This is a genomic window from Phreatobacter sp. (genome assembly GCF_016793595.1).
GTDB lineage: Bacteria > Pseudomonadota > Alphaproteobacteria > Rhizobiales > Phreatobacteraceae > Phreatobacter.
Map to the genome: position 1 here is coordinate 1 of NZ_JAEULY010000013.1, position 25,682 is coordinate 25,682.

The window sequence follows — 25,682 nt, forward strand, 5'->3', positions numbered from 1 at the left end:
GCCTATGCCTCGGACTGCTACCTGACCCGCCGCTGGGTCGACGGCCCCTACGGCCCGGAGCGCCGCACCGTCCGCGTCTGCGAGTAATCGCTGACCACCGCCTCTCTCTCCTGACCTCCCGACTTCAAAGCCCCGGCCTCACCGCCGGGGCTCTTGTTTGGCCGGGCCGTTCTCGGCGGGCGCCTACCAGGTCAGTTCGGCGACCGCGATGCGGTTCTCGGCCGTCGGCACCGCGCGGGCCACCACGCGCTCCTCGTTGAACAAGCCTACGACTGCGCGGCCGATCTCCGCCGCGGGCAGGCGCAGCGTCGTCGTGGCGTCGGTCGCCACGCCGCGCGTCACGTCGCCTGCCTCCTTGCCGCCAAGCAGGACCACGTCGCGGGGAATGCCGAAATAGCCGCGCGGCCGGGTCATCAGGACCACGGCGCCAGCAGCGCGGTCGGCATCGCTGAGCGGCCGGGCCGGCCGCAGGTGGACGACCTCCGACGAGCGCGGAAAAGGCGAGCGGAAGATATGTGTGCGCGGGTGACCGGGCGCTTCCACCACGAATTCGAGCCAGTCCGTGGCTGAGACCGATACAGGCCCCCAGCGGCCATCCGGTCCGGTCGTCCGGCGGAGCAACGCCTCGCCCTGGCGGCCCGCCGTGTCCGGATGGACGCGGAAAACCTCGATCACGGCGTCGCCCAGCGGCCGGTTCGAGGGAATGCCGCCGGCATTACCGGTGACGAGACCGTCGAGCGCGACGATGCTTTCGGGCGCGACGGCGAGCGTCGCAGGCTCCGCGCCGACGATGAAGCGGTAGATTTCCCGGAAGGCGCGGGGGTGGAAGGCGACCTCCCTGTGGTCGAGCGGGCCGAGGCCGATATTGGTCGCGCCGCGCAGCGTCGGCCCCTCGGTGGTGATGCCTGTCGGCGTTCCCGGCCGGCCGACATAGCGTCCGTCGGCTTGCGCGAACTTGTCATTGCCCTCGCTGTAGAGCGTCAGGAAGGCGGTGCCCGGCACGATATCGGTGTCGCGACCGTTCAGCCGGCGCAGGAACGGCCCGCGCCCGTTGAACTCGCTGCCGGGATTGAACTCCCAGTCGAACACGCCGCGGTTGGGCGTCCCGCAGAGCACGGCGTGGCTCACCTGCCCCGCGCCGTCGCCAGTGACGAAATTGCGGATCGCATAGCCCCCGCGCGACGAGCCGACCAGCGCCACCTTCCCGGCGCCGGTGCGAGCAAGCGTCGAGCGAACGACGGCGGCCAGTTCGCGGAGCTGGTCCTCCGTGCCGGATCGTCCGGCCATGGGCACGGCGTCGTCGTTGCGGGACAGCGGATCGGTGAAGTTGAAGGCGACGAGCCGGTCGCGTGGCCAGCCATTGGCCTCGAAGCGCCAGAGCGTGGTCATCCAGAGCGCGGCATGGTCGCCGTTGCCGTGGACGAAGATGACCGGCGGAGGCCCGTCTGTCTGTGCCGCAGCCCGTCCGAACAGGGGCAGGGCGGGCAGTGCGGCGGCATATTGCAGTAGGCGGCGGCGGCTGACAGTCATCTGCGGCTCTTTCCCGGCCGGTTTCTTCCCGAAACGGATGGTCTGCCTCCCGGACCCGGCGGTCAAGGCGGCCATCGCGGCCAGATTCCGGCAGCAGGTGGTCGTGCCGCGCCGCAATGGGGTCGACGCGCGACCGCTATGGCGTCACATTGGCCGTCTAAACCGTCGCCATCCTGAGTCTTATTTCAGCCCAGCCGGAGTGCGCATGCGCCCCGGCCCTTTTTCCGTCCGGTCGCCATGTATCGCTATGTCGAAACCCGCCTCGATCCTGTCGCCCTGCCGCCTGCCGGCGGCCCGCCGCCGGGCCTGATCGCGTTTTACTGGTATTTCATCCGGCAGGCGAAATGGCTGTTCGCCGCCCTCTTCGTCATCGGCATGGTCGCGGCCGTGCTGGAAACGGCGATCCCCTATTTCATCGGCCGGCTGATGGCGATCCTGACGGAAACGCCCCGCGAGACGCTGTTCGCGACCGTCTGGCCGACCTTCGCCGCCATGCTGTTCGTGGTGCTGATCGCGCGCCCCTTCGTGCTGTTCCTCCAGCGGCTCGTGTCGAACCACGGCATATCAGCGCCGCTCAACACGCTGACGCGCTGGCAGAGCCACCATCACGTGGTGCGCCAGTCGCTGTCCTTCTTCCAGAACGACTTCGCCGGACGCATCGCCAACCACGTCATGCAGGCCGGCAGCGCGGTGCGCGAGACGGCGCTCGCCTCGATGCGTTCGGTGCTGCACATCCTGTTCTATGGCGTCGCGGCGACCGGGCTGATGATGGCGCAGGACTGGCGGCTGGCGCTGCCGATCTTCGCCTGGTTCTGCCTCTACGTGGTGCTGCTGACAGCCATGGTTCCGCGCATGCGCGAGCGCGCGCGCCACGCGTCGGCCAAGCGCTCGGCCGTCACCGGCAAGGTGGTCGACAGCTACACCAACATCCTCACCGTCAAGCTGTTCGCGCGGACCTCGGACGAGGACGGCTATGTGCGCGACAGCATGATGGAGCAGCACGCGGCCTTCATCGCCCAGCATCGGTTGAACACGCTGTTCACCGTCCTCCTGAACTCGCTCAACGCGGTGCTGCTGGCGACGACCGGCAGTCTCGCCGTGATCCTCTGGCAGGCCGGCACGGTGGAGATCGCGGCGGTCGCCATGGTGCTGCCGCTGACCATCCAGATCATCGCCATGTCGGGCTGGGTGGCGGCAGAGATCCAGGGCATTTTCGAGAATGTCGGCACCGTGCAGGAAAGCATGATGTCGATCGCCCGGCCGCTGACCATGCAGGACGAACCGGGGGCACGGCCTCTCGCGATCGGTGGAGGCGAGATCGCCTTCGATCGTGTCTCCTTCGGCTATGGCCGCACCGACATACCGGTCATCGACGACCTGTCGCTGAGGGTGAAGCCGGGCGAGAAGGTCGGACTCGTCGGCCGCTCGGGCGCCGGCAAGTCGACGCTGGTCAGCCTGATGCTGCGCTTCCACGATGCCGAGGCGGGGTCCATCGCCATCGACGGACAGGACGTACGCCACGTAACGCAGGAAAGCCTCAGGCAGGCGATTTCCGTGGTGACGCAGGATACCTCGTTGCTGCACCGCTCGATCCGCGACAACATCCTCTACGGGCGGATCGGCGCGAGCGAGGCCATGATGCAGGCGGCGGCCGAGAGGGCTCACGCCGCGTCGTTCATCGCCAACTTGCAGGACAATGCCGGCCGCAAGGGCTACGACGCCCATGTCGGCGAGCGCGGGGTCAAGCTTTCCGGTGGTCAGCGCCAGCGGATCGCGATTGCCCGTGTGATCCTGAAGGATGCGCCGATCCTCGTGCTGGACGAGGCGACCGCCGCGCTCGACAGCGAGGTGGAAGCGGCCATCCAGGACAATCTCGACGAACTGATGGAGGGCAAGACGGTGATCGCCATCGCCCACCGGCTCTCGACGCTCCAGATCATGGACCGGCTGGTCGTTCTCGATGCCGGCCGGATCGTCGAGGAGGGCACCCATGCCGAACTGATCGCGAAGGGCGGCCTCTATGCCGAACTCTGGGCGCGCCAGTCCGGCGGCTTCATCGTCGAACCTCGAGGCCTCGCCGCCGTCCGTCAGGCGGCCGAGTGAGCGCGGCGATCAGTTGATGCAGTCGAGCGGCAGGACCACCGGGAAGGCGTAGTCCTGCATGCTCGGCACGCGGCGCGTTTCGCCGGCGGCGACCTCGATCGCCTCGACATTGTGCGCCTTCAGGAAGCGCTGGATCGCCTCGCGGCTGACGGCGGTGCCGGCGCGTCCCATGAATTGCGGGTCGTTGGCGATGCCGACGACGAGGCCGTTCTGATCGTAGATCGGTGCGCCCCACGGTTCCTCGACCGGACCGCCCTGGAACTGGAAGCGTGTCGCCTCGCCGCGCGCGCCCGTGGCGGCCGTCACCGAGCTCTCGACCACCGTGACCTGTCCCAGCATCCGCCGCGCGGGATAGCCGACGACCACCAGCCGCTCGCCCGGCCGGACTGGCGCCTGCGCCGCGCGGAAGGGCGCGACGGGGCTGACGAGATCGGGAATGCGGTAGAGCGCGAGATCGTTCTCGGCATCATCCGCCACCCGCACCATGGCGATGCGCTGGCCGCCCTGCCGCGCCACCGATACGGCGGAACAGTTGCGGACGGTATGGAAGGTGGTCAGCACGTGGCCGGTCCGGCTGACATAGAAGCCGGTGCCGGAGGCGATTGCCTGTCCAGGTTGGGACCGTGCCGACAGGAGCAGCTCGGGCGTTGCGCAGAGATCGACATTGTTGCGATTATCGACGGCGCCGCCGGCAAACTGGATGCGCAGGTTGAACGAACAGCCCTGGTCCGCGGCAAGGCGCAGATGGAAGCGGCCGGCGGCGCGCAGCGTGCCGTTACCGAGGCGGTCCTGGCCCCAGTCGCCGCCGGAGACGGCTTGCGCGAACAGCCCGACCACGGTGGCCGGTCCCTGGTTGATGATCATCGTATCGGCTGAGCGCGGCGGTTGGGGCGGCGTCTGCTGCTGCTGGGGCGGCGTCTGAGGCTGCTGCGGTGCGCGCGGCGGCGTCTGGTTCTGCTGCCCCTGCTGCTGGGGCATGCGGGCGTTCTCGCCGTTGAACACCACCTCGGCGATGGAGCAGAGCTCGACCCGTCGCTTCTCCTCCTCGCGGCCGTTCTGGTAGATGACGCGGATATCCCACATGCAGCCACGGCCGCGCTCGGGGCGCAGTTCTCCACGCGCACCGGGCCGGATGGACGAACCGTTCAGGCGGTCCTGCCCCCAGTTATCGTCACTGACCGGCGAGGCGAAAAGGCGAGTGATCGCGCTGGTGTACTGATTGGCGACGTAGACGTCGGGATTGACGGTCGCCGTCTGGCTGACGGCTGTGCGCGGGCCGGCGAACATGGCGGCCAGCGCCGCGAGGATCACGAGGCAAAGCCGTAGGCGCATGGACTTCTGTTCAACCCGGGTCGCGATGAAACGGCCGGCAGTCTAGCTGCCGGCCGTTCCGCTGTCATCGTCGGTGGAGGCAGGCGCGAGGCCTCACATCCGGTTGCGGTCGTCGCTCCAGCCGGCGCGGATTTCGCGGCGCTGGGGCAGGACGGGAGCCGTCTCGGGCGAGCGGCGCTGCTGCTGGCCGTTCTGGATGATCTGCGCGGTGGCCTGCCAGAAGGCGGTGAGCGAGGCGCGGGCGGCGTTGGCCTCGCGGGTGGCGCAGCCCTGCTCGCCGAGGAAGGTTTTGGCGTCGGCGAGACCGAGGCGAACGGCCTCGGCCGTGCCCTCGACCTCGGCTTCGCGGCTGGCATTGTCGACGATCCGCTTGATCGCCTCGAAGGTCGGCATGGGCAGGAAGTCGCAGCGGCTGTCGTACCAGTAGCTGAAGCCGGCGAGGTAGGCTGCGCGGATGACGCGGGCATTCGGCTCGCGATGGTCGAAGCCCTGCTCGATCTGGTTCGAGACGATCGACTGGACGAGGTGGCCGTGCCGGTAGGGGCTGGCTTGCGAGGTGGCGGCGCCAGCGAGCGTGGCGGCGGCGACGGCGGCGAGAAGGGTGGCGAACTTCGTCATGACATGCTCCCGTTTGCTGGTGTTGGCGCTTGGCTGGCCGGTGATCCGACCTGAAGCGAGGTTTAGGCGACGATCCGGAGCCGCGGCATTGCGCGGGCTTGGGTCGGGTTGCGATGGGATGCGGGGCGGGCCGCGCGAATGCGGCGCTCGCCGGTCCAGCGGGCCGGCCCGAGCACGACGACGATCGTGCGGCGGCGGCTTTCCTGGAAGTGCAGCCAGATCAGGGTCGCCGCGAAGGTCGCGACGCCGAGAAGAGCGAGGACGAGGGTGATCTTCATGGACTTGCTCCCGTGGCGGCGGCCGTCGTTGCGGCCTGTCTCCGGTTTAGGCCGGGGCGGCGGGGAGGGGCATTGCTGACTGTTGCGGCGAGTTGAGCGGCCTTGGCGAGTTGAGCGGTCTTGGCGAGTTGAACGGTCTTGGCGACGAGAGAAGTTCCCGGCGCGTGGGCACCGGGGGCTTGCAGGGCCAAGCTCGTCGAGCTGCTTCAGGCCGCCTTCGGCTCGCGCACGACGTAGTCGCTGCCGCAATAGGCCAGCGCATTGGCGTGGCTCTTGGCGACGCGCGTCAGATTGGTCAGCAGTCGCGCCGTCTCCTCTTCGTCGAGCGGGGCTGCCGACGCACTGCCGCCGCGCGGGTCGAGGCGCGGCAGCACGGCCGGGTCGCGCACGACGATGGCGGTCAGGCGGAAGCGACCGGGGATCGGTTGCACCGGCTTCGGCTCCTTCATCAGGAGGATGCGCCCGCCTTCCACCACCGGCTCGAAGGGCGAGGGCAGCCAGCGCACGGCATCCTCGAAGGAAATGTCCCAGATGCGCGAACCCTGGATCGCGGGATCGCGCGAGAACATCACATAGACCTTGAGAGGCCGGTTGGCGTCCTCTGGCGGCAGGCCTTCGATGGCGAACAAGCCCTTGTGCCGACCGATTTCGAAGACCGGCGGCCCCGAAGGCGCCGCCGCCGCGCCCTCGAAGAAGCGGGTGGTGCCGTACTGTTCGATGGCGACATGCAGGCCGGAGGCCGAGGCCGGTGCATCCGGAGAGAATTCCTTGACCAGAGCCTTGTGCGTGCGGTCGAGCGCGTCGGGGTCGATGACCTCGGTCGTGTCGACGATCTTGCGGGCGAAGCCGAGAACGGGCGCCTCGAAGTCGATCGGGCGAAAGGCCTCGGCCGGAGCATCGTGCCTGCCCGCCGCGCCGCGCACGATGGCGATGCGCTTGTTGACGACCTCGGCGAGCTCACCGGCGACATCGGGCTCGCAGCCATAGTCGCCGCGCAGCATCTTGGAGAATTTGGAGGGGCCGTCGTCCGGTCCCCACAGACGCGTGGCGATCTCCGCGTTCGACTGCGGCAGGCGCAGCAACTCGCGGACGGCGAGCCATTTCAGGAACAGGTTGGGAATGGCGGTAGCCATGACGGAGCCTCGCTGGTTGGCAGGCGGAACTTCATGAAGCGAGAAAGCCCCATCCGGTGCTTGAAGGGAAGAGGCAAGGCAAGCCGTCTCAATCTCCTGCAACGCGTCGCAATTCCGATGGGTAAGGCTGTCGGCCACGCTCCCTCCCATGCGAACGGCATCGTGCCGCTCGGCCCAGCCTTCGGGAGACCTGACATGCGCAGCCGCTTCCCCCTGATCGCAGTCCTCGTCGCCCTCGTGTTCTGGGCGGGCACCGGCATCGCGAGCGCCGGCCAGCGCGTCGCCCTCGCCATCGGCGTGTCCGCCTATCAGTCAACGCCGCTGCCGAGCCCGGTGAAGGATGCAAGCGAGGTCGCCAATGCGCTGGCTTCGTTCGGCTTCGACGTGACGCTGGTGCGCGATCCCGATTCCGCACAGTTCAAGGCCGCGGTCGATGCCTTCGTCGCCAAGGCGCGCGGCGCTTCCGCCGCAGTGGTCTATTTCTCCGGCCACGGCATCCAGGTGAACGGCGAGGTCTATATGATGGCCTCCGACACCCGCCTCGACCGCCCCGACATCTTCCAGCGCGATGATTTCACGGTGAACGGCATCGTCGATCGCCTGCAGGCCGCAGGCGTCGACTTCAAGTTCGTCATCGTCGATGCCTGCCGCTCCAATCCCTTCCTGGAGGCGGGTGGCCGCTCGGCGCTCGCCGCCGCCAATGCCGGCCGTGCCGAGCGCCGCTCCCCGGCCACCAACACGCTGGTCAGCTTCTCCTCGGCCTCGGGTCAGAATTCGCAGGACTGGGGTACCTCCATCGGTCTCAGCCTCTACACGGCGGCGCTGCTCGACGTGATGAAGCGCAGCGACCGGATCGACGTGCGCGACCTCACCCAGCAGGCCCGCGTCGCCGTGCAGGATTACATCGCCCGGCAGGGTGGCAATGCGCAGATGCCGTGGGAGGGCTCGTCCCTGATGCGCGCCGTGCATCTCGAGCGCAATCACGCCGGCACCGTGACCGCCTATCGCCCGGATCGCCGCCAGTTCGCCGAGCGCGCCGATCCCGCTCCGCGCAGGGCCCCCGAGATCGCGCCGCAGGCCGATGCCGACCGGTCGCAGTCCGGGGAAGCACGGCGCGCCCGCCCGGACCAGTCGCGCCGCGGCGTTGCCGATGCCGGCGGCGACCTGAACTACGACGCTTCGCTCGACCGCGTCGCCGGCATGTTCACCGGCTCGAAGCCGCGCGGCCAGATGAACCGGCGGATGCGGGACATGGCGGCCGTCGAGGATTGACGGGTCGTCCGGGGTCAGCACGGAACGATGAAGGGGCTGCCTGCCGGGCGGCCCCTTCGCGCGCTTACCAGACCGGCGCCACCAGGCAGTAATCGCTGTTCTCGAGAACAGTCGTCAGGCGCGGGCAGGTCGTGAGCCGCCGATAGGCGGCAAGCCTGACCGATGTCGCCGGCTCGCTGCCTGACAGCCGGTCATGGCCGAGTGCTGTCGGCGTTACCGCGCCGAACCGTGCGGCCCCGGTCAGGCAATAGCCGGAGAAGGGGAAGGTCGCCGATCCGGCCGTGCATCCCGGCGCGCTGCGCGGCGCGAGTTCGGCGTCGCCGGCATAGGCGCCCGCCATGTCAATCTGAGCGGCGCCCGCGGTTCGTAGCCCATCGCCCAGCCAGTCCGGCCGGACCGGCGCGAGGCAGGCGCTGTCCGCCTCGAACACGGTGCCCTCCGGGCAGCGCAGGCCGGACCGGGGGCTCGCCTTCAGCGTCATGGCCGATGCGAGCGGCAGCGGTACGCGACCCGCATCCCAGATGGCGCCCAGCGGCTCGCCGCTCGTCATGCAGTAGATGCCGTCCACGACGCGCGTCCAGCCGGGAGGGCAGGGCTCGCCGTGCGGAACGCGCCAGAGCACGGCCTGATCCTTCGCGACCGGCCAGGAGACCGGGCTGGCGAGGTCCACCGGCGCCTCGCGCTGGCGCAGGAACAGGCCGGCGACGACGGCGGCGATCGCGATCACGCCGGCGACGATCGCGGCCAGCGGTACCCATTGCGACGCTGTCCTGCGGTCGGCTTCGCGCGCCGGCGCTGGCCCGAGCAGGCATTGCGGGCGCATCGCGACGCGCGGCATCGGAGCAGGCGGCGCGGGCAATGGCGGAGGCGCGGCGGCGGGAAGCGGATCGGCGACGGCGTCGTCGACAATGAGGGCCCGCGCGTTCTCCGGCGGCGGAGGCGGCTCGGCCGCCACCGGTTCGGGCAGCGGCGCAGCGGCGACGGGCTGCGGCGCTGCGGGAGCAGGAGCCATGGCGGGCGCCGGAGGCGGTTCCTCGGCCGGCTTCAGGACGACCGGGGCGATGGCGCCCTGCACGAACAGCGCGGGGCGCTGGGAATTGCCGGTCGCCTGCGCCACTTCGCGCGAGGTCGAGAAGAAGATCTCCTCGAGGCGGCGGTTCGGCTCGACGAGGTTGCGCACGAGCGCGCGCGCATAGGGACTGTGGTCGCCGTGGCCGTCGTCGGCGAGCTGGCCAGCGGCTGTGGAGAAGACGACAAGCGTGCCGTCCGGCAGATCCTTGATCGAGGCGAGGCCCTGCGTCATTCCGCCGCCGCTGTCGCGCACCGCGCTGTCGCGGCAGGCGTCGAGCACCACCACATTGGCGAGCGAATGGGAGCGTGCCAGCTCCTCGACGAGATAGTCGACCAGCACCGCGCCGCTCTTGAGGTAGCGGGTGTCGGGAATCTGCGCGTCGATGGGAACGAGATAGTTGCTGCCCAGGTGCTGGATGCCGTGGCCGGCGAAATAGAAGAAGCCGACGGCCTCTGGTCCGGCCTTCTCCAGCCGCTCGCCCAGCCGGACGATGGCGGTTTCCAGAACGGCCTTGCCGGCATCGATCACCAGTTCGGTGTCGAAGCCGAGGCTATCCAGCGCCTCGCCGATCAGGCGGGCGTCGCGCGCCGGATTCTCCAGCCGGCTCGTCCGGTAATTGCCGTTGCCGATGACGAGCGCCACCCGCGGCGTCGGCGGCGAGGCCGGCGCTGACCATTCGGTATCGTCGTCGCCGAAGAAGCGGGTCGCCATGCCCTCGGTCTTTCTGCCTTCCGCGCTTTTTCAAGGAAGGACAGCAGGATAGAGCGCAAGGGCAGCGCATTCAACGAGGGGGCGGCAGGTCTGCCGTCAAGCCTGGATGCGCTTGCAGTCCGGGCTCTGCCGGCCTTCTGCCGTGCCGAGGAAGCGAATCGGGCTGCGGCACAGGCGATGGGCGGCGCGGCCGCCGGACGCGACGCCGTGGCCGGTCTCGTCGCTAAGGAACTGGACCGGCTTGGCGATGACCGGAGCTGCGTGAACCTGGGTCGAGGCGGCGAAACCGGCAAACAGCATGACCAGCGAGAGAGCCGCCATCACGGCGCTGGCGCTGCGGACATCGATGCGGGCGATGCCGGTTTTGCGGAGGCTGGTGGTTCTGGTCATGGCCCGCTCGCGAATGGGGTGAGTGCGATGCGCCAAGGTCTAGTCCCGGCCGCGGACGGCGGGGATTGCTGCGGGTTGGGGCAGGTTGTGGGTGGTTTGCGGTCAGTTGCTCATCGCGCGGTCAGGGCGCGCGCGAGCCGCTGAAAACACCCTGTGTTCTGCGTTGGTTCCACGTTGACCTCGTACAAGGAAACTGCTCGGATCGCGCCTTCAATGCGCGACCCGGGGCCACAACCTTGGCGCGCGACAGAGTGGGGCGCCGGGCACGGCGTGCGAGGAGATCCGACAATGGATGAGAACAAGATCGGCAAACTGGTCGGCCAGGTGAAGGACGGCAAGCTGTCCCGTCGCTCGTTCATGACCCGTATGGCCGCCGTCGGCATCGGCGCGCCGACGGCCTGGCACATTCTCGACTTTCATGGCGTGGCGCGCGCCCAGTCGGCTTTTGCCTACAAGCCGACCAAGGCCGGCGGCGGCGGGCCGCTGAAGATACTGCTCTGGCAGGCGCCGACGCTGCTCAACCCGCATTTCGCCATCGGCACCAAGGACCAGGAAGGGTCCCGCGTGTTCTACGAGCCGCTGGCCGGCTGGGACAATGACGGGAACCTCGTACCGTTCCTGGCCGCCGAGATTCCGAGCCGCGAGAACGGCGGCGTCACGGCGGACGGCCTGTCGGTTACCTGGAAGCTGAAGCAGGGCGTGAAGTGGCACGACGGCAAGCCGTTCACGGCTGACGACTGCATCTTCACCTGGCAGTACGCCGCCGATCCGGCGACTGCCGCCACGTCGATCGGCACCTACCAGAACATCAAGGTCGAGAAGATCGACAATTTCACGATCAAGGTCGTGTTCGAGAAGGCGACGCCGTTCTGGGCCGATGCCTTCGTCGGCGCTGTCGGCATGGTGATCCCGAAGCACCTCTTCGAACAATACAAGGGCGCCGCTTCGCGCGATGCGCCAGTCAATCTCAAGCCGGTCGGCACCGGCGCCTACAGGTTCATCGACTTCAAGCCGGGCGACATCCTGCGCGGTGAGCGCAATCCCGAATATCACATTGCCAACCAGCCGCATTTCGACACGGTCGAGGTGAAGGGCGGCGGCGACGCGGTGTCGGCGGCGCGCGCGGTGATCCAGACCGGCGAATACGACTATGCCTGGAACATGCAGGTCGAGGACGAAATCCTCCTGCGCATGGAGCGCGGCGGCCGCGGCAAGGCGGTTCCCGTGCCGAGCGGCAATATCGAGTTCATCATCCTGAACACGACGGACCCGTGGACCGAGGTCGATGGCGAGCGCTCGAGCGTCAAGACCAAGCACCCAACGCTGACCGATCCGGCGGTGCGGCAGGCGATGAACCTGCTGATCGACCGTGAATCGGTGCAGAAGTTCATCTACGGTCGCGGCGGCAAGGCGACGGCCAACTTCGTCAATGCGCCGGCGCGCTTCACGTCGCCCAACATGAAATATGAATTCAACATCGAGAAGGCGAACCAGATCCTCGACAAGGCGGGCTGGGTGCGCGGCGCCGACGGCATTCGCGCCAAGGACGGCAAGAAGCTGAAATACGTCTACCAGACCTCGATCAACGCCCCGCGCCAGAAGAACCAGGCCATCGTCAAGCAGGCGGCCCAACGCGCCGGCATCGATCTGGAGCTGAAGTCGGTCACGGCCTCGGTCTATTTCTCGTCCGACGTGGCGAACCCGGACACCTACTCCAAGTTCTACTGCGACATGGAGATGTACACGACCACCATGCTCCAGCCGGACCCCGAGCGGTTCATGCTGCAGCTCGTGTCGTGGGAGATCGCCAACAAGGAGAACAAGTGGCAGGGGCGCAACATCTCCCGCTACTCGTCGAAGGAGGCCGACGACGCCTTCCGCGAGGCGCAGAACTCGCTCGACCCGGCCCGTCGCGCCGCGCTGTTCGTCCGCATGAACGACATCTTCTGCGGCGACAACATCCTCCTGCCGATCCTGGCGCGCACGCGCATGGCGGCATGCAGCAACAACCTCGTGGTCAATCCCAGCGGCTGGGACAACGACCTGTGGATGATCAACGCGTGGCATCGGCCCTGAGGCCTCGATGAGGACCTTCGGGTCCTCATCGTCGACACCGACGGACATCCACGATGGGTACCTATCTGATCCGGCGATTGCTGATCGCCATTCCGAGCCTCCTTGGCATCAGCATCGTGCTCTTCACGGTGCTGGCGCTGGCCCCCGGCGATCCCTTCGAGGAGATGGCCACCAACCCGAACATTCCTCCCGAGGTGCGCATGGCGCTTCGGGAGAAGTTCGGCATCGATGACCCGGTCTATGTCCGCTACATCCGCTGGCTGACCGCCATGGTGCAGGGCGACTGGGGCTTCTCCTTCGCCAGCCGCATCAACGTCGATACGCTGATCCTGCAGCGCCTGCCGGCGACCATCTTCGTGGTCGGCTCGTCGCAGATCCTGGCGCTGATGATCGCGCTACCGGTCGGCATCTATGCCGCGACGCGGCCCTATTCGATCTTCGACCAGATCGCCAACACCTTCGCCTTCATCGGCTTCTCCCTGCCGACCTTCTTCACCGGCCTCCTGTTCATCCTGGTCTTCTCGATCTGGCTGGACTGGCTGCCCTTCGTGTTCCGAACGGACATAGACGCGACCGGCTGGCGCTGGTTCTGGGAGCAGTTCAAGCAGGCGATCATGCCCGTGGCGGTTCTGGGCCTGTTCCAGGCTGCATCCTATACCCGCTACGTGCGCTCGGCCGTGCTGGACGTGATCCGCCTCGACTTCGTCACGACCGCCCGCGCCAAGGGCCTGAACGAACGCATCGTCGTCCTCAAGCACGTCGTCCGCAATGCGCTGATCCCGGTGGTGACGCTGGTGGCGCTGCAGATGCCGGCGGTGTTCGGCGGAGCCATCGTCACCGAGCAGATCTTCCGCATCCCCGGAATCGGCTCGCTGCTGATCAGTGCCATCCTCGCCAACGACACGCCGGTCATCATGGCGGTGACCTTCGTGTTCTCGTGTCTCGTCGTCCTGTTCAACCTGATTGCAGATCTCCTCTATGGCTGGCTCGACCCCCGCATCTCCTACCGCTGAGGCGGCGGTCGCCGTCGTCGACAGCCGGGACGTCCACATCTCGCCCTGGCTGGATGCGTGGCGCCGGTTCCGGCGGCACAAGCTGGCGCTCGTCTCCACGATCGTCCTGCTGGCGATCATCGTTGCCGTGGCAATCGGGCCCTGGCTCTGGCCGGTCTCGATCAACGACATCGACTTCACCGCCCGACTCCAGGGGCCGTCGCGCGCGCATCCGTTCGGCACCGACGATCTCGGGCAGGACCTGCTCGCCCGCATGATCTATGGCGGGCGCATCTCGCTCGCCGTCGGTCTCGCGGCCATGTTCGTGGCCATCGTCGTCGGCGTCATCATCGGGGCCATCGCGGGCGTCGCCCGCGGCAGCGTCGATGCGGCGCTGATGTGGGTCACCGACCTCTTCCTGTCGCTGCCGCAGCTGCCGCTGCTGCTGCTGGTCATCTACCTGTTCCGCGACTCGCTGAAGGGCCTGTTCGGCGTCGAGATGGGGGTGTTCATCCTCATCGTCATCGTCATCGGGGGCCTGCGCTGGATGCCGGTGGCACGGCTGGTGCGCGCGCAGTTTCTGTCGCTGCGCGAGAAGGAATTCGTCGAGGCTGCGCGGGCGCTGGGCGCAACGAAGTCGCGGCAGGTCGTGCGGCACATCCTGCCGAACGCGCTCGGGCCGGTGATCGTCGCGGCGACCATCGACGTCGCGGCCGCCATCATCGCGGAATCGACGCTGTCCTTCCTCGGTCTCGGCTTCCCGCCGGATATTCCGACCTGGGGGCGCCTGCTGTTCGACGCGAAGGATTTCCTGGACTACGCGCCACACTGGGCGCTGTTCCCGGGCGCTGCGATCTTCCTGACCGTGCTGGCGATCAACTTCATCGGCGACGGCCTGCGCGACACATTCGATCCGCGCAAGGTGATGTGATCCGGCCTGGATCGCTGCCGGCGGCCCGATGGCCGCCGGTCCTTCCCCCTCGAGTCAGCCGCCCGGGGCGCCCTGCGTGTTGACATAGAGCGCATAGAGGCTGCGCCCCGTCGCCATGAACAGGCGGTTGCGGTGCCGGCCGCCGAAACAGACATTGGCGCAGCGTTCGGGGAGGCGGATGCGGCCGATGGGCTTTCCGTCAGCCGCGAAGATCATCACGCCGTCGAGTTCCGGTGAGCCCATGCCCCAGCCGCACCACAGATTGCCGTCGATGTCGACGCGCAGGCCGTCCGGCGTGCCGCCGGGGCCGGCATCGATCAGGACCCGGCGGTCGGCGATGCCGCGCCCGTCCGGCGTCACATGCCAGGCGGAGATGAGGCGGTTGGGCGTGGCGCGGGATTCGACCAGGTAGAACGTCCTCTCGTCGGGCGAGAAGCAGAGCCCGTTCGGGCCCTTGATGTCGGTCGCGACCGCCGTGATCTTGCCCGTGGCCGGATCGACCCGATAGACGTTCTGCGGCAGTTCCGGTTCGGTGACCGTGCCCTCGTAGAAGCTCGTCAGGCCGAAGATCGGGTCGGTGAACCAGATCGAGCCGTCGGATTTCACGACGACGTCGTTCGGCGAGTTGAGGCGCTTGCCTTGGTAGCTGTCGGCGATGACGGTGATCGAGCCGTCATACTCGGTGCGAACTACCCGCCGGCCGCCATGCTCGCAGGTGACGAGCCGCCCCTGCCGGTCGCGGGTATTGCCGTTGGCCTTGTCGCTCGGCGAGCGGAACACCGACACTGCGCCCGTCTCCTCGTCCCAGCGCAGGACGCGGTTGTTAGGGATATCGCTGACGAGGAGGTAGCGCCCATCGCCGAACCAGACCGGCCCCTCGCCCCAGCGCAGGCCCGTGGCGAGCCGTTCGACGGCGGCGTTGAACAGGCGGTACTTCAGAAACCGCTCGTCGAGAATCTCGATGGACGGATCGGGATAGGTCGGGCTTGGTTCCCACACGGGCGGCATCCTCGAGGTTCGTTTCTCCCGTGGCCACTGTTCCGTGCGCTGATGCCACCGGCAAGTGCCGCCGCGCTCCGGCCTGCTCCGCGCAAACGAAAAGGGCGCCCCGAAGGACGCCCTCTCGCCAGGGCTCACCGATCAGTCGATGAACCCGTCAGTCGACGACCTGCACGATGCGACCGGTCTCGGGGTCGACCAGAACCGTGCGGTTGTTGATGATGGTGTAGCGATACTCGGTTGGGCCGTACTCGCTCGGCACCCGGTAATAGGTCACGCCTTGGCGCGGGAGCTGGCGGCCGACCACGACCTCGCCGTCATAGTCGTAGGAGCGATGCTGGTGGGTCACGACATATTCGCGGAAGCGCGGGCGGCTGGTCTCGGCGATGCCGCCGACCACCGCGCCGGCAACGCCGCCGACCGCTGCACCAACGGGACCGCCGACGATGGCGCCGCCGACGGCGCCGGTCGCGGCACCCGCGCCGACACCCGGCGGAATGCCCGGCTCACGGGTCTGCGCATTGACGGTCGAGGCGAAGGCGAGCGTGCCCGCAAGGGCGGTTGCCAACAGGAACTGACGCTTCATGACAAGGTCTCCTTGTGAAGTGGCAATGCCCTGACAACCCGCGCGGCGGGCCATTGTTCATCGCGTCCGATCACGCATGATGACGGCTTGCGACAACCGGCGCGGAGCTGGCCGGGCGGCGGCGCGCGACGGGAGAACGGCGATCTCCGGAACGGCCCTCCGTCGGAAGGGGGATGACATCTGGACTCTCTGTCGAAAAACATGAACGCCGCGTCATGTTTTTAGGTTGACGTTGACGCGACGCGCGTGCAGCAATGCGGCCCAACGCGGACAAAACGAAAAGTCGCATGGTGGGAACGTCGGACGACATCATCCTTCGGACGGAAGGACTGACCAAGGATTTCAAGGGGTTTACAGCGGTGAGCGAGGTCGATCTCGCGGTGCGCCGCGGGACCATCCACGCGCTGATCGGACCGAACGGCGCGGGCAAGACGACCTGTTTCAACCTGCTGACCAAGTTTCTCGATCCGAGCCGGGGCAAGATCACCTACAAGGGGCGGGACATCACGTCACAGAAGCCGGCCGAGGTCGCGCGCCTCGGCCTCGTGCGCTCGTTCCAGATATCGGCGGTGTTTCCTCACCTGACGGTCCTTGAGAACGTCCGCATCGCCCTGCAGCGCAAGCGCGGCGACAGCTTCGATTTCTGGGTTTCCGAGAGCGTGCTGAAGGCGCTCGACGGCGAGGCCATGCGCCTCGTGGAAGCGGTCGGCCTTGCCGACTTCGCCCAGCACGACGCCGTGGAACTGTCCTATGGCCGCAAGCGCGCGCTCGAGATCGCGACGACGCTGGCGCTCGATCCCGAGATGATGCTGCTCGACGAGCCGATGGCCGGCATGGGCCATGAGGATGTCGACCGCATCGCTGAGCTGATCAAGCGTGTTTCGGCCAACCGCACGATCCTGATGGTCGAGCACAATCTGTCGGTGGTCGCTTCGCTCTCCGACCAGATCACCGTCCTCGCCCGCGGCAAGGTGCTGGCCGAGGGCGACTACGCGACGGTGTCGAAGGACCCGCGCGTCATCGAAGCCTATATCGGAGCGGGTCATGGCTGAGGCGGTTCTCGACAAGGCCCCGGCCGCCGCCGTGGGCAAGGCCATGCTGTCGGTGCGCGATCTTCATGCGTGGTACGGCGAGTCCCATGTGCTCCACGGCATCAGCCTCGATGTCGCCGAAGGCGAGGTGATCACGCTGCTCGGCCGCAACGGCGCAGGCAAGACGACGACGCTCAAGTCGATCATGGGCATTATCGGCAAGCGCCGGGGCCAGGTGACCTATCAGGGACAGGAGACGATCTCGCTGTCCTCGCGCGCCATCGCGCGGCTCGGCATCGGCTACGTGCCGGAGGAGCGCGGCATCTTCTCCTCGCTGTCGGTGGAGGAGAATCTGATGCTTCCCCCCCGCGTGCGCGAGGGCGGGCTCAGCGTCGACCAGATCTACGAGCTGTTCCCCAATATCAAGGAGCGGCTGACCAGCCAGGGCACCAAGCTCTCGGGCGGCGAGCAGCAGATGCTGGCGATCGCCCGGATCCTGCGGACCGGCGCGAATTTCCTGCTGCTCGACGAGCCGACGGAAGGTCTCGCACCTGTGATCATCGAGCAGATCGGCCGGACCATCGCGCGGTTGAAGCGCGAGGGCTTCACGATCATTCTGGTCGAGCAGAACTTCCGCTTCGCGCAATCGGTCGCCGATCGCCATTACCTGGTCGAGCAGGGCCGTGTGGTGGACATGATCCCCAACGCCGAACTCGACCAGAACATCGACAAGCTCCACGCCCATCTCGGCGTCTGAGCTCTGCAACAACAAAAAAAGCTGACCAGACGGACCCATTGGAGGACCCAGCAATGTCTTACTTCCGTATGAACCGCCGCTCGCTCATGGCGGGCGCCGCAGCCACCGCATTCACCGCCCGCTCGATGGCGCAGGCCCAGCAGCCCGTGAACATCAAGATCGGCGTGCTCAACGACCGTTCCGGCCTCTATGCCGACCTGACCGGCGAGGGCTCGGCCCTGGCCGCGCGCATGGCCGTGGAGGATTTTGGTGCCGCCGCCAAGGGCCTCAATGTCCAGATCGTCTCGGCCGACCACCAGAACAAGCCTGACGTCGGCGCCAACATCGCCCGCCAGTGGTACGACAATGACGGCGTCGACGCGATCGCCGACGTGCCGACCTCCTCCGTGGCGCTGGCGGTGAACCAGATCACCCGCGAGAAGAACAAGATCCACCTCAATTCGGGCGCGGCGAGCTCCGACCTCACCGGCGCGCAGTGCTCGCCCAATACGGTCCACTGGACCTACGACACCTACGCCCTCGCGCAGGGCACCGGCGGCGCCATGGTGAAGGCCGGCGGCGACAGCTGGTTCTTCCTGACCGCCGATTACGCCTTCGGCCATGCGCTGGAGCGCGATACCTCCGCCGTGGTCACCAGGGCGGGCGGCCGCGTCGTCGGCGCGGTGCGCACACCGTTCCCGGGCACGGACTTCTCGTCCTTCCTGCTGCAGGCCCAGTCGTCCCGCGCCAAGGTTATCGGTCTCGCCAATGCCGGCGGCGACACGATCAACTCGATCAAGCAGGCGGCCGAGTTCGGCATCACCCAGGGTGGCCAGAAGCTCGCCGGCCTGCTGGTGTTCGTCACCGACGTGCACGCGCTCGGCCTGCAGACGGCGCAGGGCCTGATCCTCACCGAGTCCTTCTACTGGGATCTCAACGACGGCACCCGCGCCTTCTCGGAGCGCTTCGCGCGCCAGCGCGGCGGCAACAAGCCGACCATGGTGCAGGCCGGCGTCTATGGCGCGACGCTGCACTATCTCAAGGCCGCCGCCGCCACCAAGTCCCGTGACGCCACGGCCAACATGGCCTGGATGAAGGGCAACCAGACGGACGATCCGCTGTTCGGCAAGGGCACGATCCGCGCCGACGGCCGCAAGATGCACCCGGTCTACCTGTTCGAGGTCAAGAAGCCCTCGGAATCGAAGGGCCCGTGGGACTATTACAAGCTGATCGCGACGCTGCCGGCCGAAGAGGCCTTCCGGCCGCTTGCCGCCGGCAACTGCCCGATCGTTCGCGCCTGATGCATTGACGACAGGGGGCGCCGCCTGCGGCGCCCCCGCTTCGTTCAGGAACAGCCAGACCCATGTTCGAACTCCTCGGCATTCCGCCGCAAGCCCTGTTCGGCCAGTTGCTGCTCGGCCTCATCAACGGATCGTTCTACGCGATCCTGAGCCTTGGCCTTGCCGTCATCTTCGGCCTCCTGAACATCATCAACTTCACCCATGGCGCGCAGTACATGATGGGCGCCTTCATCGCCTGGATGCTGCTGAACTGGGCGGGTATCGGCTACTGGCCGGCGCTGGTCCTCGCGCCCGTGGTCGCCGGCGTCACCGGCGTGATCATCGAGCGGGTCTTCCTCAAGCGCCTTTATCATCTCGACCACCTCTACGGGCTGTTGCTGACCTTCGGTCTCGCGCTGATCATCCAGGGCCTGTTCCGCAACTATTTCGGCTCGTCGGGCCTGCCCTACCAGATTCCGGCCGAACTGCGCGGCGGCCAGAATCTCGGCTTCATGTTCCTGCCGAACTATCGCGGCTGGGTGGTGGTGGCCTCGCTGGTCGTCTGCCTCGCGACCTGGTTCATCATCGAGAAGACGAAGCTCGGCGCCTATCTGCGCGCCGCCACCGAGAACCCGACCCTGACCCAGGCGTTCGGCATCAACGTGCCGCTCCTGATCACGCTGACCTACGGGTTCGGCGTCGGCCTCGCCGCCTTCGCCGGCGTGCTCGCGGCGCCGATCTATTCGGTCAATCCGAACATGGGCGCCGACCTCATCATCGTCGTCTTCGCCGTGGTGGTCATCGGGGGCATGGGCTCGATCATGGGCGCCATCGTCACCGGCTTCGGCCTCGGGCTGATCGAGGGCCTGACCAAGGTCTTCTATCCGGAGGCGTCCGCCACCGTGATCTTCATCATCATGGCCATTGTGCTGCTCGTGAAGCCGGCCGGCCTGTTCGGGAGGACCGCCTGATGGCCGATATCGCCGCCACCGGCTCGCCGTCGATTGCCGCCTCGCCGAAGGCCGCCGCCGACAATGCCGCCCTGCACCGGATGATCTTCGTCGGCCTCGCGGCAACCCTGCTGGTGCTGCCGTTCATCCCGGTGATCGGCTATCCGTTCTTCCTGATGAAGGTGCTGTGCTTCGCGCTGTTCGCCTGCGCCTTCAACCTGATGCTCGGTTATGGCGGCCTCTTGTCCTTCGGCCATGCCGCCTATTTCGGGCTCGCCAGCTACGTCTCGGCCTATACCGCCAAGCACTGGGGTCTGACGCCGGAACTGTCGATCCTGCTGGGCACCGCCTCGGGCGCCGTGCTCGGCTTCGCTTTCGGCTCGCTCGCCATCCGCCGGCAGGGCATCTACTTCGCGATGATCACCCTGGCGCTGGCTCAGATGGTGTTCTTCTTCTCGCTGCAGACGCCGCGCTTCACCGGCGGCGAGGATGGCATCCAGGCGGTGCCGCGCAACAATCTGTTCGGCCTCATTCCGCTCGGCTCCGACACGGCGACCTACTATCTCGTCGCAGCCGTGTTTCTGGCCGGCGTGGCGCTGATCTATCGGGTCATTCACTCGCCTTTCGGGCAGGTGCTGAAGGCGATCCGCGACAACGAGGCCCGCGCCATCTCGCTCGGCTACCGGGTCAACCAGTACAAGCTCGCAGTCTTCGTCCTCTCGGCGACGCTCGCCGGCCTCGCGGGCTCGATGAAGGCCGTCGCGGTGCAGCTCGCATCGCTCACCGACGTCCACTGGTCGATGTCGGGCGAGGTGGTGCTGATGACCCTTGTCGGCGGCATGGGCACGGTGTTCGGCCCGATCATCGGTGCGGCCGTGATCATCTCGATGCAGAACTTCCTGGCCGGGCTCGGCGCCTGGGTTACGGTCGTTCAGGGCGTCATCTTCGTCGTCTGCGTCCTCATCTTCCGCGAGGGCATCGTCGGCGTCATCGCCAAGTGGATCAAGCGGCCGCTATAGTCTCCGTTGCCGGCGGCCGCGCTCACGCGGCTTGCCTGGAACTCCCAAAGATGAACAACGTTAAGGCAATTGCCTTGACGTGCCCTCCTGTCGTCGCGATTGCGCCGCCTTTGCAGGGTGCGATCATCGATAGCGCCGCGGCTTGTCCTTGACGTGGCCATAGTCAGGTCGCCGGACAGCGGCCAACCGGGAGTGAATATGATGAAACCGATGCGGAGCGCGCTGCTGGCGGGGACGATGCTTTCCGCATTGACCGCGGCTTGGCCGGCTCTTGTGCAGCCAGTCCTTGCGAGCGATCGCGATGGCAGGATCATCCTGGCTCAGGCCCAGCCGGATCCGCGCGACCCGCGCAACCGGCCCGGCAACCAGCAGGGCCGTCCGCAGGGTGCGCCGCCGCAGCAGGCAAGGCCGCCGGCCGCTCCTCCCCAGCAGGCGCGGCCGCCAGCCGCTCCGCCACCGATCCAGCAGACCCGCCCGCCGGCCGCTCCGCCCCCGCAGCAGGCGCGCCCGCCAGCCGCTCCGCCACCGATCCAGCAGACCCGCCCGCCGGTCCAGCCGACCGCGCCGCGTACCGTGCAGCCGCGCGGGCCGGACAGTCCGGTTCCCGGCCGTCCGGCCCAGACCGCGCCGCCCGCCGCGCCGCGGCAGGTTGCCCCGCCTGCGATCGGAAGGCCCCAGACGCCGCCGTCCGGCATCGACCAGCGCGGCGCCGGCCGACCGCCGCAGGCGCCGGGTCAGATCAATCAGCCGATCCGCCCACAGGCGTCGCCCCCGCCGATAACCCCGCCGCGCGGTGTTCCGCCGGCCACCGGGCAGGCCCCGCAGCGGCAGGACACGCCCGGCACCGCGACGCAGCAGCGCCCCGGCACGCCCGGAGCGATCCGGCCTCAGGACGGTCGCCCGCCCTTTGGTGGCGGCCAGCCGCCGGTCGGCCAGCGCCCGGGCATTCCCGGCCAGCCGGTTCAGCCGCCCGTCGCCAATCCGCAGGGCGTTCCGGGCCAGCCGCCGGTCGGCCAGCGCCCGGGCATTCCGGGTCAGCCGGTGCAGCCGCCCGTCGCCAATCCGCAGGGCGTTCCGGGTCAGCCGCCGGTCGGCCAGCGCCCGGGCATTCCGGGTCAGCCGGTGCAGCCGCTCGTCGCCAATCCGCAGGGCGTTCCGGGTCAGCCGCCGGTCGGCCAGCGCCCGGGCATTCCCGGCCAGCTGGTGCAGCCGCCCGTCGCCAATCCGCAGGGCGTTCCGGGTCAGCCGCCGGTCGGCCAGCGCCCGGGCATTCCGGGCCAGCCGGTGCAGCCGCCCGTCGCCAACCCGCAGGGCGTTCCGGGCCAACCCGGCTTCGGTCAGCGCCCCGGCCAGCCGCCCATGACTGTTCCGCCGGGCGCGGGCGGCCCGCCGCCGGTTGCCGGACCTCAGGGCGTGCCCGGCCAGCAGCCAGGGTTCGGCCAGCAGCCCGGCTTCGGTCAGCGTCCCGGCGGCCCGGGCCAGCCCGGCTTTGGCGGGCCGGGGCAGGGTGGTTTCTCCGGCGGTCAGCCGCCGAGCGGCCCGCCCGAGCGGCGCCAGGGTTCGCGCATCGGCCCGGCGGGCGCTGCGGCGCTCGGCGTGGGCGCCGGTCTTGTGGGCGGCTTCCTGCTCAGCCGCGGCGCGCGCGCCGAGAGAGTCGACGACATTCGCGGTTCTCGCCGTGAGGTCGATCAGGACGGCGTGAGGGTGATCTACGAGCCGGAGCGCACCATCATCCGCGACGGCGAGGGCACGTTCATCCGCCACGACGAGAACGCCCGCTTCCGCCAGCTCGGCGGCGACCTGCGCTCCGAGCAGCGCGGCAACGAGATGTACACGTTCTACGACCGGCCGGGCGGCGTGCGCGTCATCACGGTGACCGACGGGAGCGGCCAGCTGCTGCGCCGCATCCGTCGCTACCCTGACGGCCGCGAGGTGGTGATCATCGACAACTCGTTCCGGCCGATGCCGCGCACCTTCGAGGAACAGATCGTCGTCCTGCCGCCGCCGGAGATCCGCATCCCGCGCGAACGCTACGTGGTCGATGCCGACCAGGCCGACGAGGGCCTCATCTACGAGACCCTGACGGCTCCGCCGGTGCAGCGTCCGCCGCGCCGCTACACGCTGGACGAGGTGCGCTACAGCCCCTCGGTGCGCGCCTATACCCGCAGCGTCGACGTCGACACGATCAACTTCGCGACGGGTTCCTGGGAAGTCACGCCCGATCAGGCCCAGCGTCTGGCGACCATTGCGGCGGCGCTCGGCCGGGCGATCCAGGCGAATGCCAACGAGGTGTTCCTCATCGAAGGCCACACCGACGCGGTCGGCAACGATGTCGACAACCTGTCGCTGTCCGACCGGCGTGCCCAGTCGGTCGCGGCGATCCTGACGCAGAACTTCAATATCCCGCCGGAGAACCTGACGACGCAGGGCTATGGCGAGCAGTATCCGAAGGTGCAGACGCAGGGCGCGTCGCGGGAAAATCGCCGCGTCACCCTGCGCCGCGTCACCGAACTGCTCAACCAGCAGAACACGCAGGCGCCGCAGTAGCGACACGGGCATCCCGGCAAGCGACGGGCGCCTTCGGGCGCCCGTTTCGTTTCAGGGACGATGCAGATGCAGGCCGACCAGTGCCTGCTCGAAGCGGAAGCCGAGCGTGCCGTAGAGATTGACCACGCCGATATTGGCGGCGGAGATCACGGTCTCGGCGCGGGCGACGCCCTCCTCCTTCAGCACCTTCATCACTGCGATCCAGAGCGGATGGGCGAGAACGCCGAGTTGCGGACGCGTGCCGGCAAGGATCAGGTCGGCGACGCCTTGATTCACCCGAAAGGCCATGAAGGCGCCCGGCGCGCCGCCGGCATCTGCCACGAGCACGCGGGCGCCGCCGTTCAAGAGGCCCTCCATCCAGTCGATCTGTCGTCGGCGGTTGACCTCCTCGGGGATGGCCGGATCCTCGGCGAAGCGCCCGTAGCGGAAACTGTCCGCTGCCTGTTCGACCAGCGCATCGTGGTCGCGAGGCATGGCCTCGCGCAGCTTTATCCGCGCTACCCGCGGCGGCGGCTCGTAGCGCGCGACATTGCGGTAGCTCAGGCGGTAGGCGGTCTCGACATAGCGGAAGCCGGCAGCTTGCATGCGGCCGACGGCGCCGCGCCGCTCTGCATCAAGGCGGGTGGTGACGAGACCTGTGGCCCTTTCGGCACAAAGCGCGTCGAGATGCGCGAACAGGTCCGCGTCCAGCGCTGCGTCGCCGCCGGTCTCGATCGCCAGAGCCAGTTCGGTGATGTCGAGCGTCGGCCGTCCCAGCGCCTTTGCGTCCCACGGCGTTTCACGCAGGCGCATGTAGACGCCGGGAGCGGCCGCGATGTCCGCGGTCATGTCAGGGCGGGCAACGGCGGAAGGCGGCGGCGAGATCCACGACGATGTCGTCAGGCCCGAGCAGGCCGGGCGGGGGCGGCTGGAGCAGCGCGAAGGCCTTCGGCGTTGTGCTGGCCGCGCGCGGGTCGCGCCGCCGGATGACCGCCGCGCGGAGTTTGGGGGCGAGGCTTTCGAGCGTGTCGTCGGCAATGACGTCGTCGAGGACCACGAGGCCGCGAGCCTGCGTCTGCGCCTCGACGATGACAGCTTCGATGGCTGCCATGCCCGACACGACCGGCCGCATGTCGGGATGCATGCCGTCGCGACCGTAGGCGCGCATGCGCCTGTCGAGATGGTAGGCCGTGGTCCAGTTGCCGGCGCTGATGTGAAGGTTCGCCGCCACCGCCATCCGCTTCAGCGTGAAATCCTGCAGCCGAGGCAGCAGTTCGCTCATCGGCATGGCTGCCGGATCGTCAGGCGCGATGAAGGAGGCGAGGTATTCGAGGCCGCCACGGAAGCGATCCCAGCCGTCCATCGTTTCGCTGTTGCCCGTGTGATTGTTGGCCCCCTTGGAAATGGCCGTTACCCGCGCGAAGGGTTCGGGCGCGAACAGCACTTTGCCGACGTTCAGCGCCCGTGCGAGATGGGCGAAATAGTGAAAGACGAAGGTGTTGCCGGGTTCGAGGATGTCGGCCATCGCGTCGGTCCGGATGATGAACCATTCCGGGAAGGCGTGGTGCGTCATCAGGAAGTCGAGGCAGCGGGCATGTTCGCCGCGCGCGAACAGTTCGTCGCGCTCCATGCGGTAGAAGGTGCCCATCTCGGCATCGCCGCGCGTCTCGTCGATCAGCAGCCACGGTGCCTGCAGCATCACGATATCGGGCGAGGCGGCGAGACGCCTCAGATAGGCCTCGATCCTCTCAGGGATCAGCAGGTCGTCGTCGCCGACCCAGATGGCGAAAGAGCCGCGCGACTGGCGATAGGTGTAGAGGAAGTTGCCGTAGGCGCCGATGTTCTCGGTCTGCCGCACGGAGCGGATGCGGGCATCGGCCTTGGCCCAGCGTGCGATGATGTCCGGCGTCTCGTCGGTCGAGCAATTGTCCGAGACGAGAATCTCGAAATCGATGCCGCGCGCCGAGAAGGCGTCGAGGTGGTGCTTGAAGAACCGGTCGAGATAGCGCGCGCGATTGTAGGTCGGCAGCGCGATCGTCAGCAGCGGGCGCGCCGGCTCGGCGGCGGGTGAAATGTGCCGCGCCGTCGAGAGGGCCGCGCTCGGTGCCATGGCTTGT

The 25,682-nt window shown here is 68.1% G+C and carries 22 protein-coding genes; 11 read left to right on the top strand and 11 right to left on the bottom strand.

Annotation, left to right across the window (positions count from 1 at the left end; all coding sequences use genetic code 11):
- Positions 1-183: 183 nt before the first annotated feature.
- Positions 184-1,530, bottom strand: coding sequence for a hydrolase (locus tag JNK84_RS13770; protein ID WP_293424967.1), 1,347 nt, complete (start codon positions 1,528-1,530; stop codon positions 184-186).
- 237 nt (positions 1,531-1,767) lie between these two features.
- Between JNK84_RS13770 and JNK84_RS13775 the strand changes: the two genes are divergently transcribed.
- Positions 1,768-3,633: an ABC transporter ATP-binding protein gene (locus tag JNK84_RS13775; RefSeq protein ID WP_293424968.1), complete on the top strand. Its 1,866-nt coding sequence runs from the start codon at positions 1,768-1,770 to the stop codon at positions 3,631-3,633.
- Between the two features lie 9 nt (positions 3,634-3,642).
- Here the strand turns inward: JNK84_RS13775 and JNK84_RS13780 are convergent, their stop codons facing one another.
- From JNK84_RS13780 to JNK84_RS13795, 4 genes are all read right to left on the bottom strand, one after another.
- The gene (locus tag JNK84_RS13780; RefSeq protein ID WP_293424969.1) at positions 3,643-4,965 is read right to left on the bottom strand and encodes a S1 family peptidase; all 1,323 of its coding nucleotides are present in this window, start codon (positions 4,963-4,965) and stop codon (positions 3,643-3,645) included.
- A gap of 93 nt (positions 4,966-5,058) precedes the next feature.
- Positions 5,059-5,583: a hypothetical protein gene (locus JNK84_RS13785; protein ID WP_293424970.1), complete on the bottom strand. Its 525-nt coding sequence runs from the start codon at positions 5,581-5,583 to the stop codon at positions 5,059-5,061.
- A 62-nt stretch (positions 5,584-5,645) separates the two neighbouring features.
- Entirely contained in the window at positions 5,646-5,861 is a 216-nt protein-coding gene (locus JNK84_RS13790) for a hypothetical protein (RefSeq protein WP_293424971.1), read from the bottom strand.
- A gap of 206 nt (positions 5,862-6,067) precedes the next feature.
- A complete protein-coding gene (locus tag JNK84_RS13795) occupies positions 6,068-6,994 on the bottom strand; it encodes a hypothetical protein (protein ID WP_293424972.1) in 927 nt (308 codons plus the stop codon).
- A gap of 195 nt (positions 6,995-7,189) precedes the next feature.
- Between JNK84_RS13795 and JNK84_RS13800 the strand changes: the two genes are divergently transcribed.
- Positions 7,190-8,266: a caspase family protein gene (locus JNK84_RS13800; protein ID WP_293424973.1), complete on the top strand. Its 1,077-nt coding sequence runs from the start codon at positions 7,190-7,192 to the stop codon at positions 8,264-8,266.
- 64 nt (positions 8,267-8,330) lie between these two features.
- Here JNK84_RS13800 and JNK84_RS13805 read toward each other — a convergent pair whose 3' ends face one another.
- Together JNK84_RS13805 and JNK84_RS13810 are read right to left on the bottom strand one after the other, a co-directional pair.
- A complete protein-coding gene (locus JNK84_RS13805; RefSeq protein ID WP_293424974.1) occupies positions 8,331-10,049 on the bottom strand; it encodes a caspase family protein in 1,719 nt (572 codons plus the stop codon).
- Positions 10,050-10,145: 96 nt separating this feature from the next.
- Positions 10,146-10,439 carry a hypothetical protein gene (locus JNK84_RS13810; RefSeq protein WP_293424975.1) on the bottom strand — a complete coding sequence of 98 codons (294 nt, stop codon included), beginning with the start codon at positions 10,437-10,439 and terminating at the stop codon, positions 10,146-10,148.
- Between the two features lie 288 nt (positions 10,440-10,727).
- On the opposite strand from JNK84_RS13810, the gene JNK84_RS13815 reads away from it, so the two are divergent.
- From JNK84_RS13815 to JNK84_RS13825, 3 genes are read left to right on the top strand one after another with little or no spacing between them, the layout of a single operon-like run.
- Positions 10,728-12,515, top strand: a complete 1,788-nt coding sequence (locus JNK84_RS13815) for a peptide ABC transporter substrate-binding protein (RefSeq protein ID WP_293424976.1) — start codon at positions 10,728-10,730, stop codon at positions 12,513-12,515.
- Between the two features lie 53 nt (positions 12,516-12,568).
- Positions 12,569-13,528: an ABC transporter permease gene (locus JNK84_RS13820; protein WP_293424977.1), complete on the top strand. Its 960-nt coding sequence runs from the start codon at positions 12,569-12,571 to the stop codon at positions 13,526-13,528.
- On the top strand, positions 13,494-14,438 hold the full coding sequence (locus tag JNK84_RS13825; RefSeq protein ID WP_293424978.1) for an ABC transporter permease: 945 nt from the start codon (positions 13,494-13,496) through the stop codon (positions 14,436-14,438). Before JNK84_RS13820 ends, JNK84_RS13825 begins: the two co-directional genes overlap by 35 nt.
- Positions 14,439-14,492: 54 nt before the next feature.
- Here the strand turns inward: JNK84_RS13825 and JNK84_RS13830 are convergent, their stop codons facing one another.
- Together JNK84_RS13830 and JNK84_RS13835 are read right to left on the bottom strand one after the other, a co-directional pair.
- Entirely contained in the window at positions 14,493-15,446 is a 954-nt protein-coding gene (locus JNK84_RS13830) for an SMP-30/gluconolactonase/LRE family protein (protein WP_293424979.1), read from the bottom strand.
- A 148-nt stretch (positions 15,447-15,594) separates the two neighbouring features.
- Positions 15,595-16,023: a DUF1236 domain-containing protein gene (locus tag JNK84_RS13835; protein WP_293424980.1), complete on the bottom strand. Its 429-nt coding sequence runs from the start codon at positions 16,021-16,023 to the stop codon at positions 15,595-15,597.
- Between the two features lie 287 nt (positions 16,024-16,310).
- On the opposite strand from JNK84_RS13835, the gene JNK84_RS13840 reads away from it, so the two are divergent.
- The 6 genes from JNK84_RS13840 to JNK84_RS13865 all read left to right on the top strand — a co-directional run bounded on the left by JNK84_RS13840 (position 16,311) and on the right by JNK84_RS13865 (position 23,586).
- A complete protein-coding gene (locus tag JNK84_RS13840; protein ID WP_293424981.1) occupies positions 16,311-17,075 on the top strand; it encodes an ABC transporter ATP-binding protein in 765 nt (254 codons plus the stop codon).
- Positions 17,068-17,811 (top strand): ABC transporter ATP-binding protein, encoded by a 744-nt coding sequence (locus JNK84_RS13845; RefSeq protein WP_293424982.1) that lies wholly within the window; start codon positions 17,068-17,070, stop codon positions 17,809-17,811. The genes JNK84_RS13840 and JNK84_RS13845 overlap by 8 nt, the downstream gene beginning before the upstream one ends.
- A gap of 53 nt (positions 17,812-17,864) precedes the next feature.
- Positions 17,865-19,091, top strand: a complete 1,227-nt coding sequence (locus JNK84_RS13850) for an ABC transporter substrate-binding protein (RefSeq protein ID WP_441343246.1) — start codon at positions 17,865-17,867, stop codon at positions 19,089-19,091.
- A gap of 62 nt (positions 19,092-19,153) precedes the next feature.
- Entirely contained in the window at positions 19,154-20,041 is an 888-nt protein-coding gene (locus JNK84_RS13855; RefSeq protein ID WP_293424983.1) for a branched-chain amino acid ABC transporter permease, read from the top strand.
- Positions 20,041-21,039, top strand: coding sequence for a branched-chain amino acid ABC transporter permease (locus JNK84_RS13860; protein ID WP_293424984.1), 999 nt, complete (start codon positions 20,041-20,043; stop codon positions 21,037-21,039). Before JNK84_RS13855 ends, JNK84_RS13860 begins: the two co-directional genes overlap by 1 nt.
- A gap of 198 nt (positions 21,040-21,237) precedes the next feature.
- Positions 21,238-23,586 (top strand): OmpA family protein, encoded by a 2,349-nt coding sequence (locus JNK84_RS13865; RefSeq protein ID WP_367272349.1) that lies wholly within the window; start codon positions 21,238-21,240, stop codon positions 23,584-23,586.
- Positions 23,587-23,637: 51 nt separating this feature from the next.
- On the opposite strand, the gene JNK84_RS13870 is transcribed toward JNK84_RS13865, so the two are convergent.
- Together JNK84_RS13870 and JNK84_RS13875 are read right to left on the bottom strand one after the other, a co-directional pair.
- Positions 23,638-24,414: a hypothetical protein gene (locus tag JNK84_RS13870; protein ID WP_293424985.1), complete on the bottom strand. Its 777-nt coding sequence runs from the start codon at positions 24,412-24,414 to the stop codon at positions 23,638-23,640.
- 1 nt (position 24,415) lies between these two features.
- A complete protein-coding gene (locus JNK84_RS13875) occupies positions 24,416-25,675 on the bottom strand; it encodes a glycosyltransferase family 2 protein (protein ID WP_293424986.1) in 1,260 nt (419 codons plus the stop codon).
- Positions 25,676-25,682 lie beyond the last annotated feature (7 nt).

Excerpts from the sequence above, each read along its gene's own strand:
- JNK84_RS13770 (WP_293424967.1), bottom strand. The coding sequence starts at position 1,530 with ATGACTGTCAGCCGCCGCCGCCTACTGCAATATGCCGCCGCACTGCCC.
- JNK84_RS13775 (WP_293424968.1), top strand. The coding sequence starts at position 1,768 with ATGTATCGCTATGTCGAAACCCGCCTCGATCCTGTCGCCCTGCCGCCT.
- JNK84_RS13780 (WP_293424969.1), bottom strand. The coding sequence starts at position 4,965 with ATGCGCCTACGGCTTTGCCTCGTGATCCTCGCGGCGCTGGCCGCCATG.
- JNK84_RS13785 (WP_293424970.1), bottom strand. The coding sequence starts at position 5,583 with ATGACGAAGTTCGCCACCCTTCTCGCCGCCGTCGCCGCCGCCACGCTC.
- JNK84_RS13790 (WP_293424971.1), bottom strand. The coding sequence starts at position 5,861 with ATGAAGATCACCCTCGTCCTCGCTCTTCTCGGCGTCGCGACCTTCGCG.
- JNK84_RS13795 (WP_293424972.1), bottom strand. The coding sequence starts at position 6,994 with ATGGCTACCGCCATTCCCAACCTGTTCCTGAAATGGCTCGCCGTCCGC.
- JNK84_RS13800 (WP_293424973.1), top strand. The coding sequence starts at position 7,190 with ATGCGCAGCCGCTTCCCCCTGATCGCAGTCCTCGTCGCCCTCGTGTTC.
- JNK84_RS13805 (WP_293424974.1), bottom strand. The coding sequence starts at position 10,049 with ATGGCGACCCGCTTCTTCGGCGACGACGATACCGAATGGTCAGCGCCG.
- JNK84_RS13810 (WP_293424975.1), bottom strand. The coding sequence starts at position 10,439 with ATGACCAGAACCACCAGCCTCCGCAAAACCGGCATCGCCCGCATCGAT.
- JNK84_RS13815 (WP_293424976.1), top strand. The coding sequence starts at position 10,728 with ATGGATGAGAACAAGATCGGCAAACTGGTCGGCCAGGTGAAGGACGGC.
- JNK84_RS13820 (WP_293424977.1), top strand. The coding sequence starts at position 12,569 with ATGGGTACCTATCTGATCCGGCGATTGCTGATCGCCATTCCGAGCCTC.
- JNK84_RS13825 (WP_293424978.1), top strand. The coding sequence starts at position 13,494 with ATGGCTGGCTCGACCCCCGCATCTCCTACCGCTGAGGCGGCGGTCGCC.
- JNK84_RS13830 (WP_293424979.1), bottom strand. The coding sequence starts at position 15,446 with ATGCCGCCCGTGTGGGAACCAAGCCCGACCTATCCCGATCCGTCCATC.
- JNK84_RS13835 (WP_293424980.1), bottom strand. The coding sequence starts at position 16,023 with ATGAAGCGTCAGTTCCTGTTGGCAACCGCCCTTGCGGGCACGCTCGCC.
- JNK84_RS13840 (WP_293424981.1), top strand. The coding sequence starts at position 16,311 with ATGGTGGGAACGTCGGACGACATCATCCTTCGGACGGAAGGACTGACC.
- JNK84_RS13845 (WP_293424982.1), top strand. The coding sequence starts at position 17,068 with ATGGCTGAGGCGGTTCTCGACAAGGCCCCGGCCGCCGCCGTGGGCAAG.
- JNK84_RS13850 (WP_441343246.1), top strand. The coding sequence starts at position 17,865 with ATGTCTTACTTCCGTATGAACCGCCGCTCGCTCATGGCGGGCGCCGCA.
- JNK84_RS13855 (WP_293424983.1), top strand. The coding sequence starts at position 19,154 with ATGTTCGAACTCCTCGGCATTCCGCCGCAAGCCCTGTTCGGCCAGTTG.
- JNK84_RS13860 (WP_293424984.1), top strand. The coding sequence starts at position 20,041 with ATGGCCGATATCGCCGCCACCGGCTCGCCGTCGATTGCCGCCTCGCCG.
- JNK84_RS13865 (WP_367272349.1), top strand. The coding sequence starts at position 21,238 with ATGATGAAACCGATGCGGAGCGCGCTGCTGGCGGGGACGATGCTTTCC.
- JNK84_RS13870 (WP_293424985.1), bottom strand. The coding sequence starts at position 24,414 with ATGACCGCGGACATCGCGGCCGCTCCCGGCGTCTACATGCGCCTGCGT.
- JNK84_RS13875 (WP_293424986.1), bottom strand. The coding sequence starts at position 25,675 with ATGGCACCGAGCGCGGCCCTCTCGACGGCGCGGCACATTTCACCCGCC.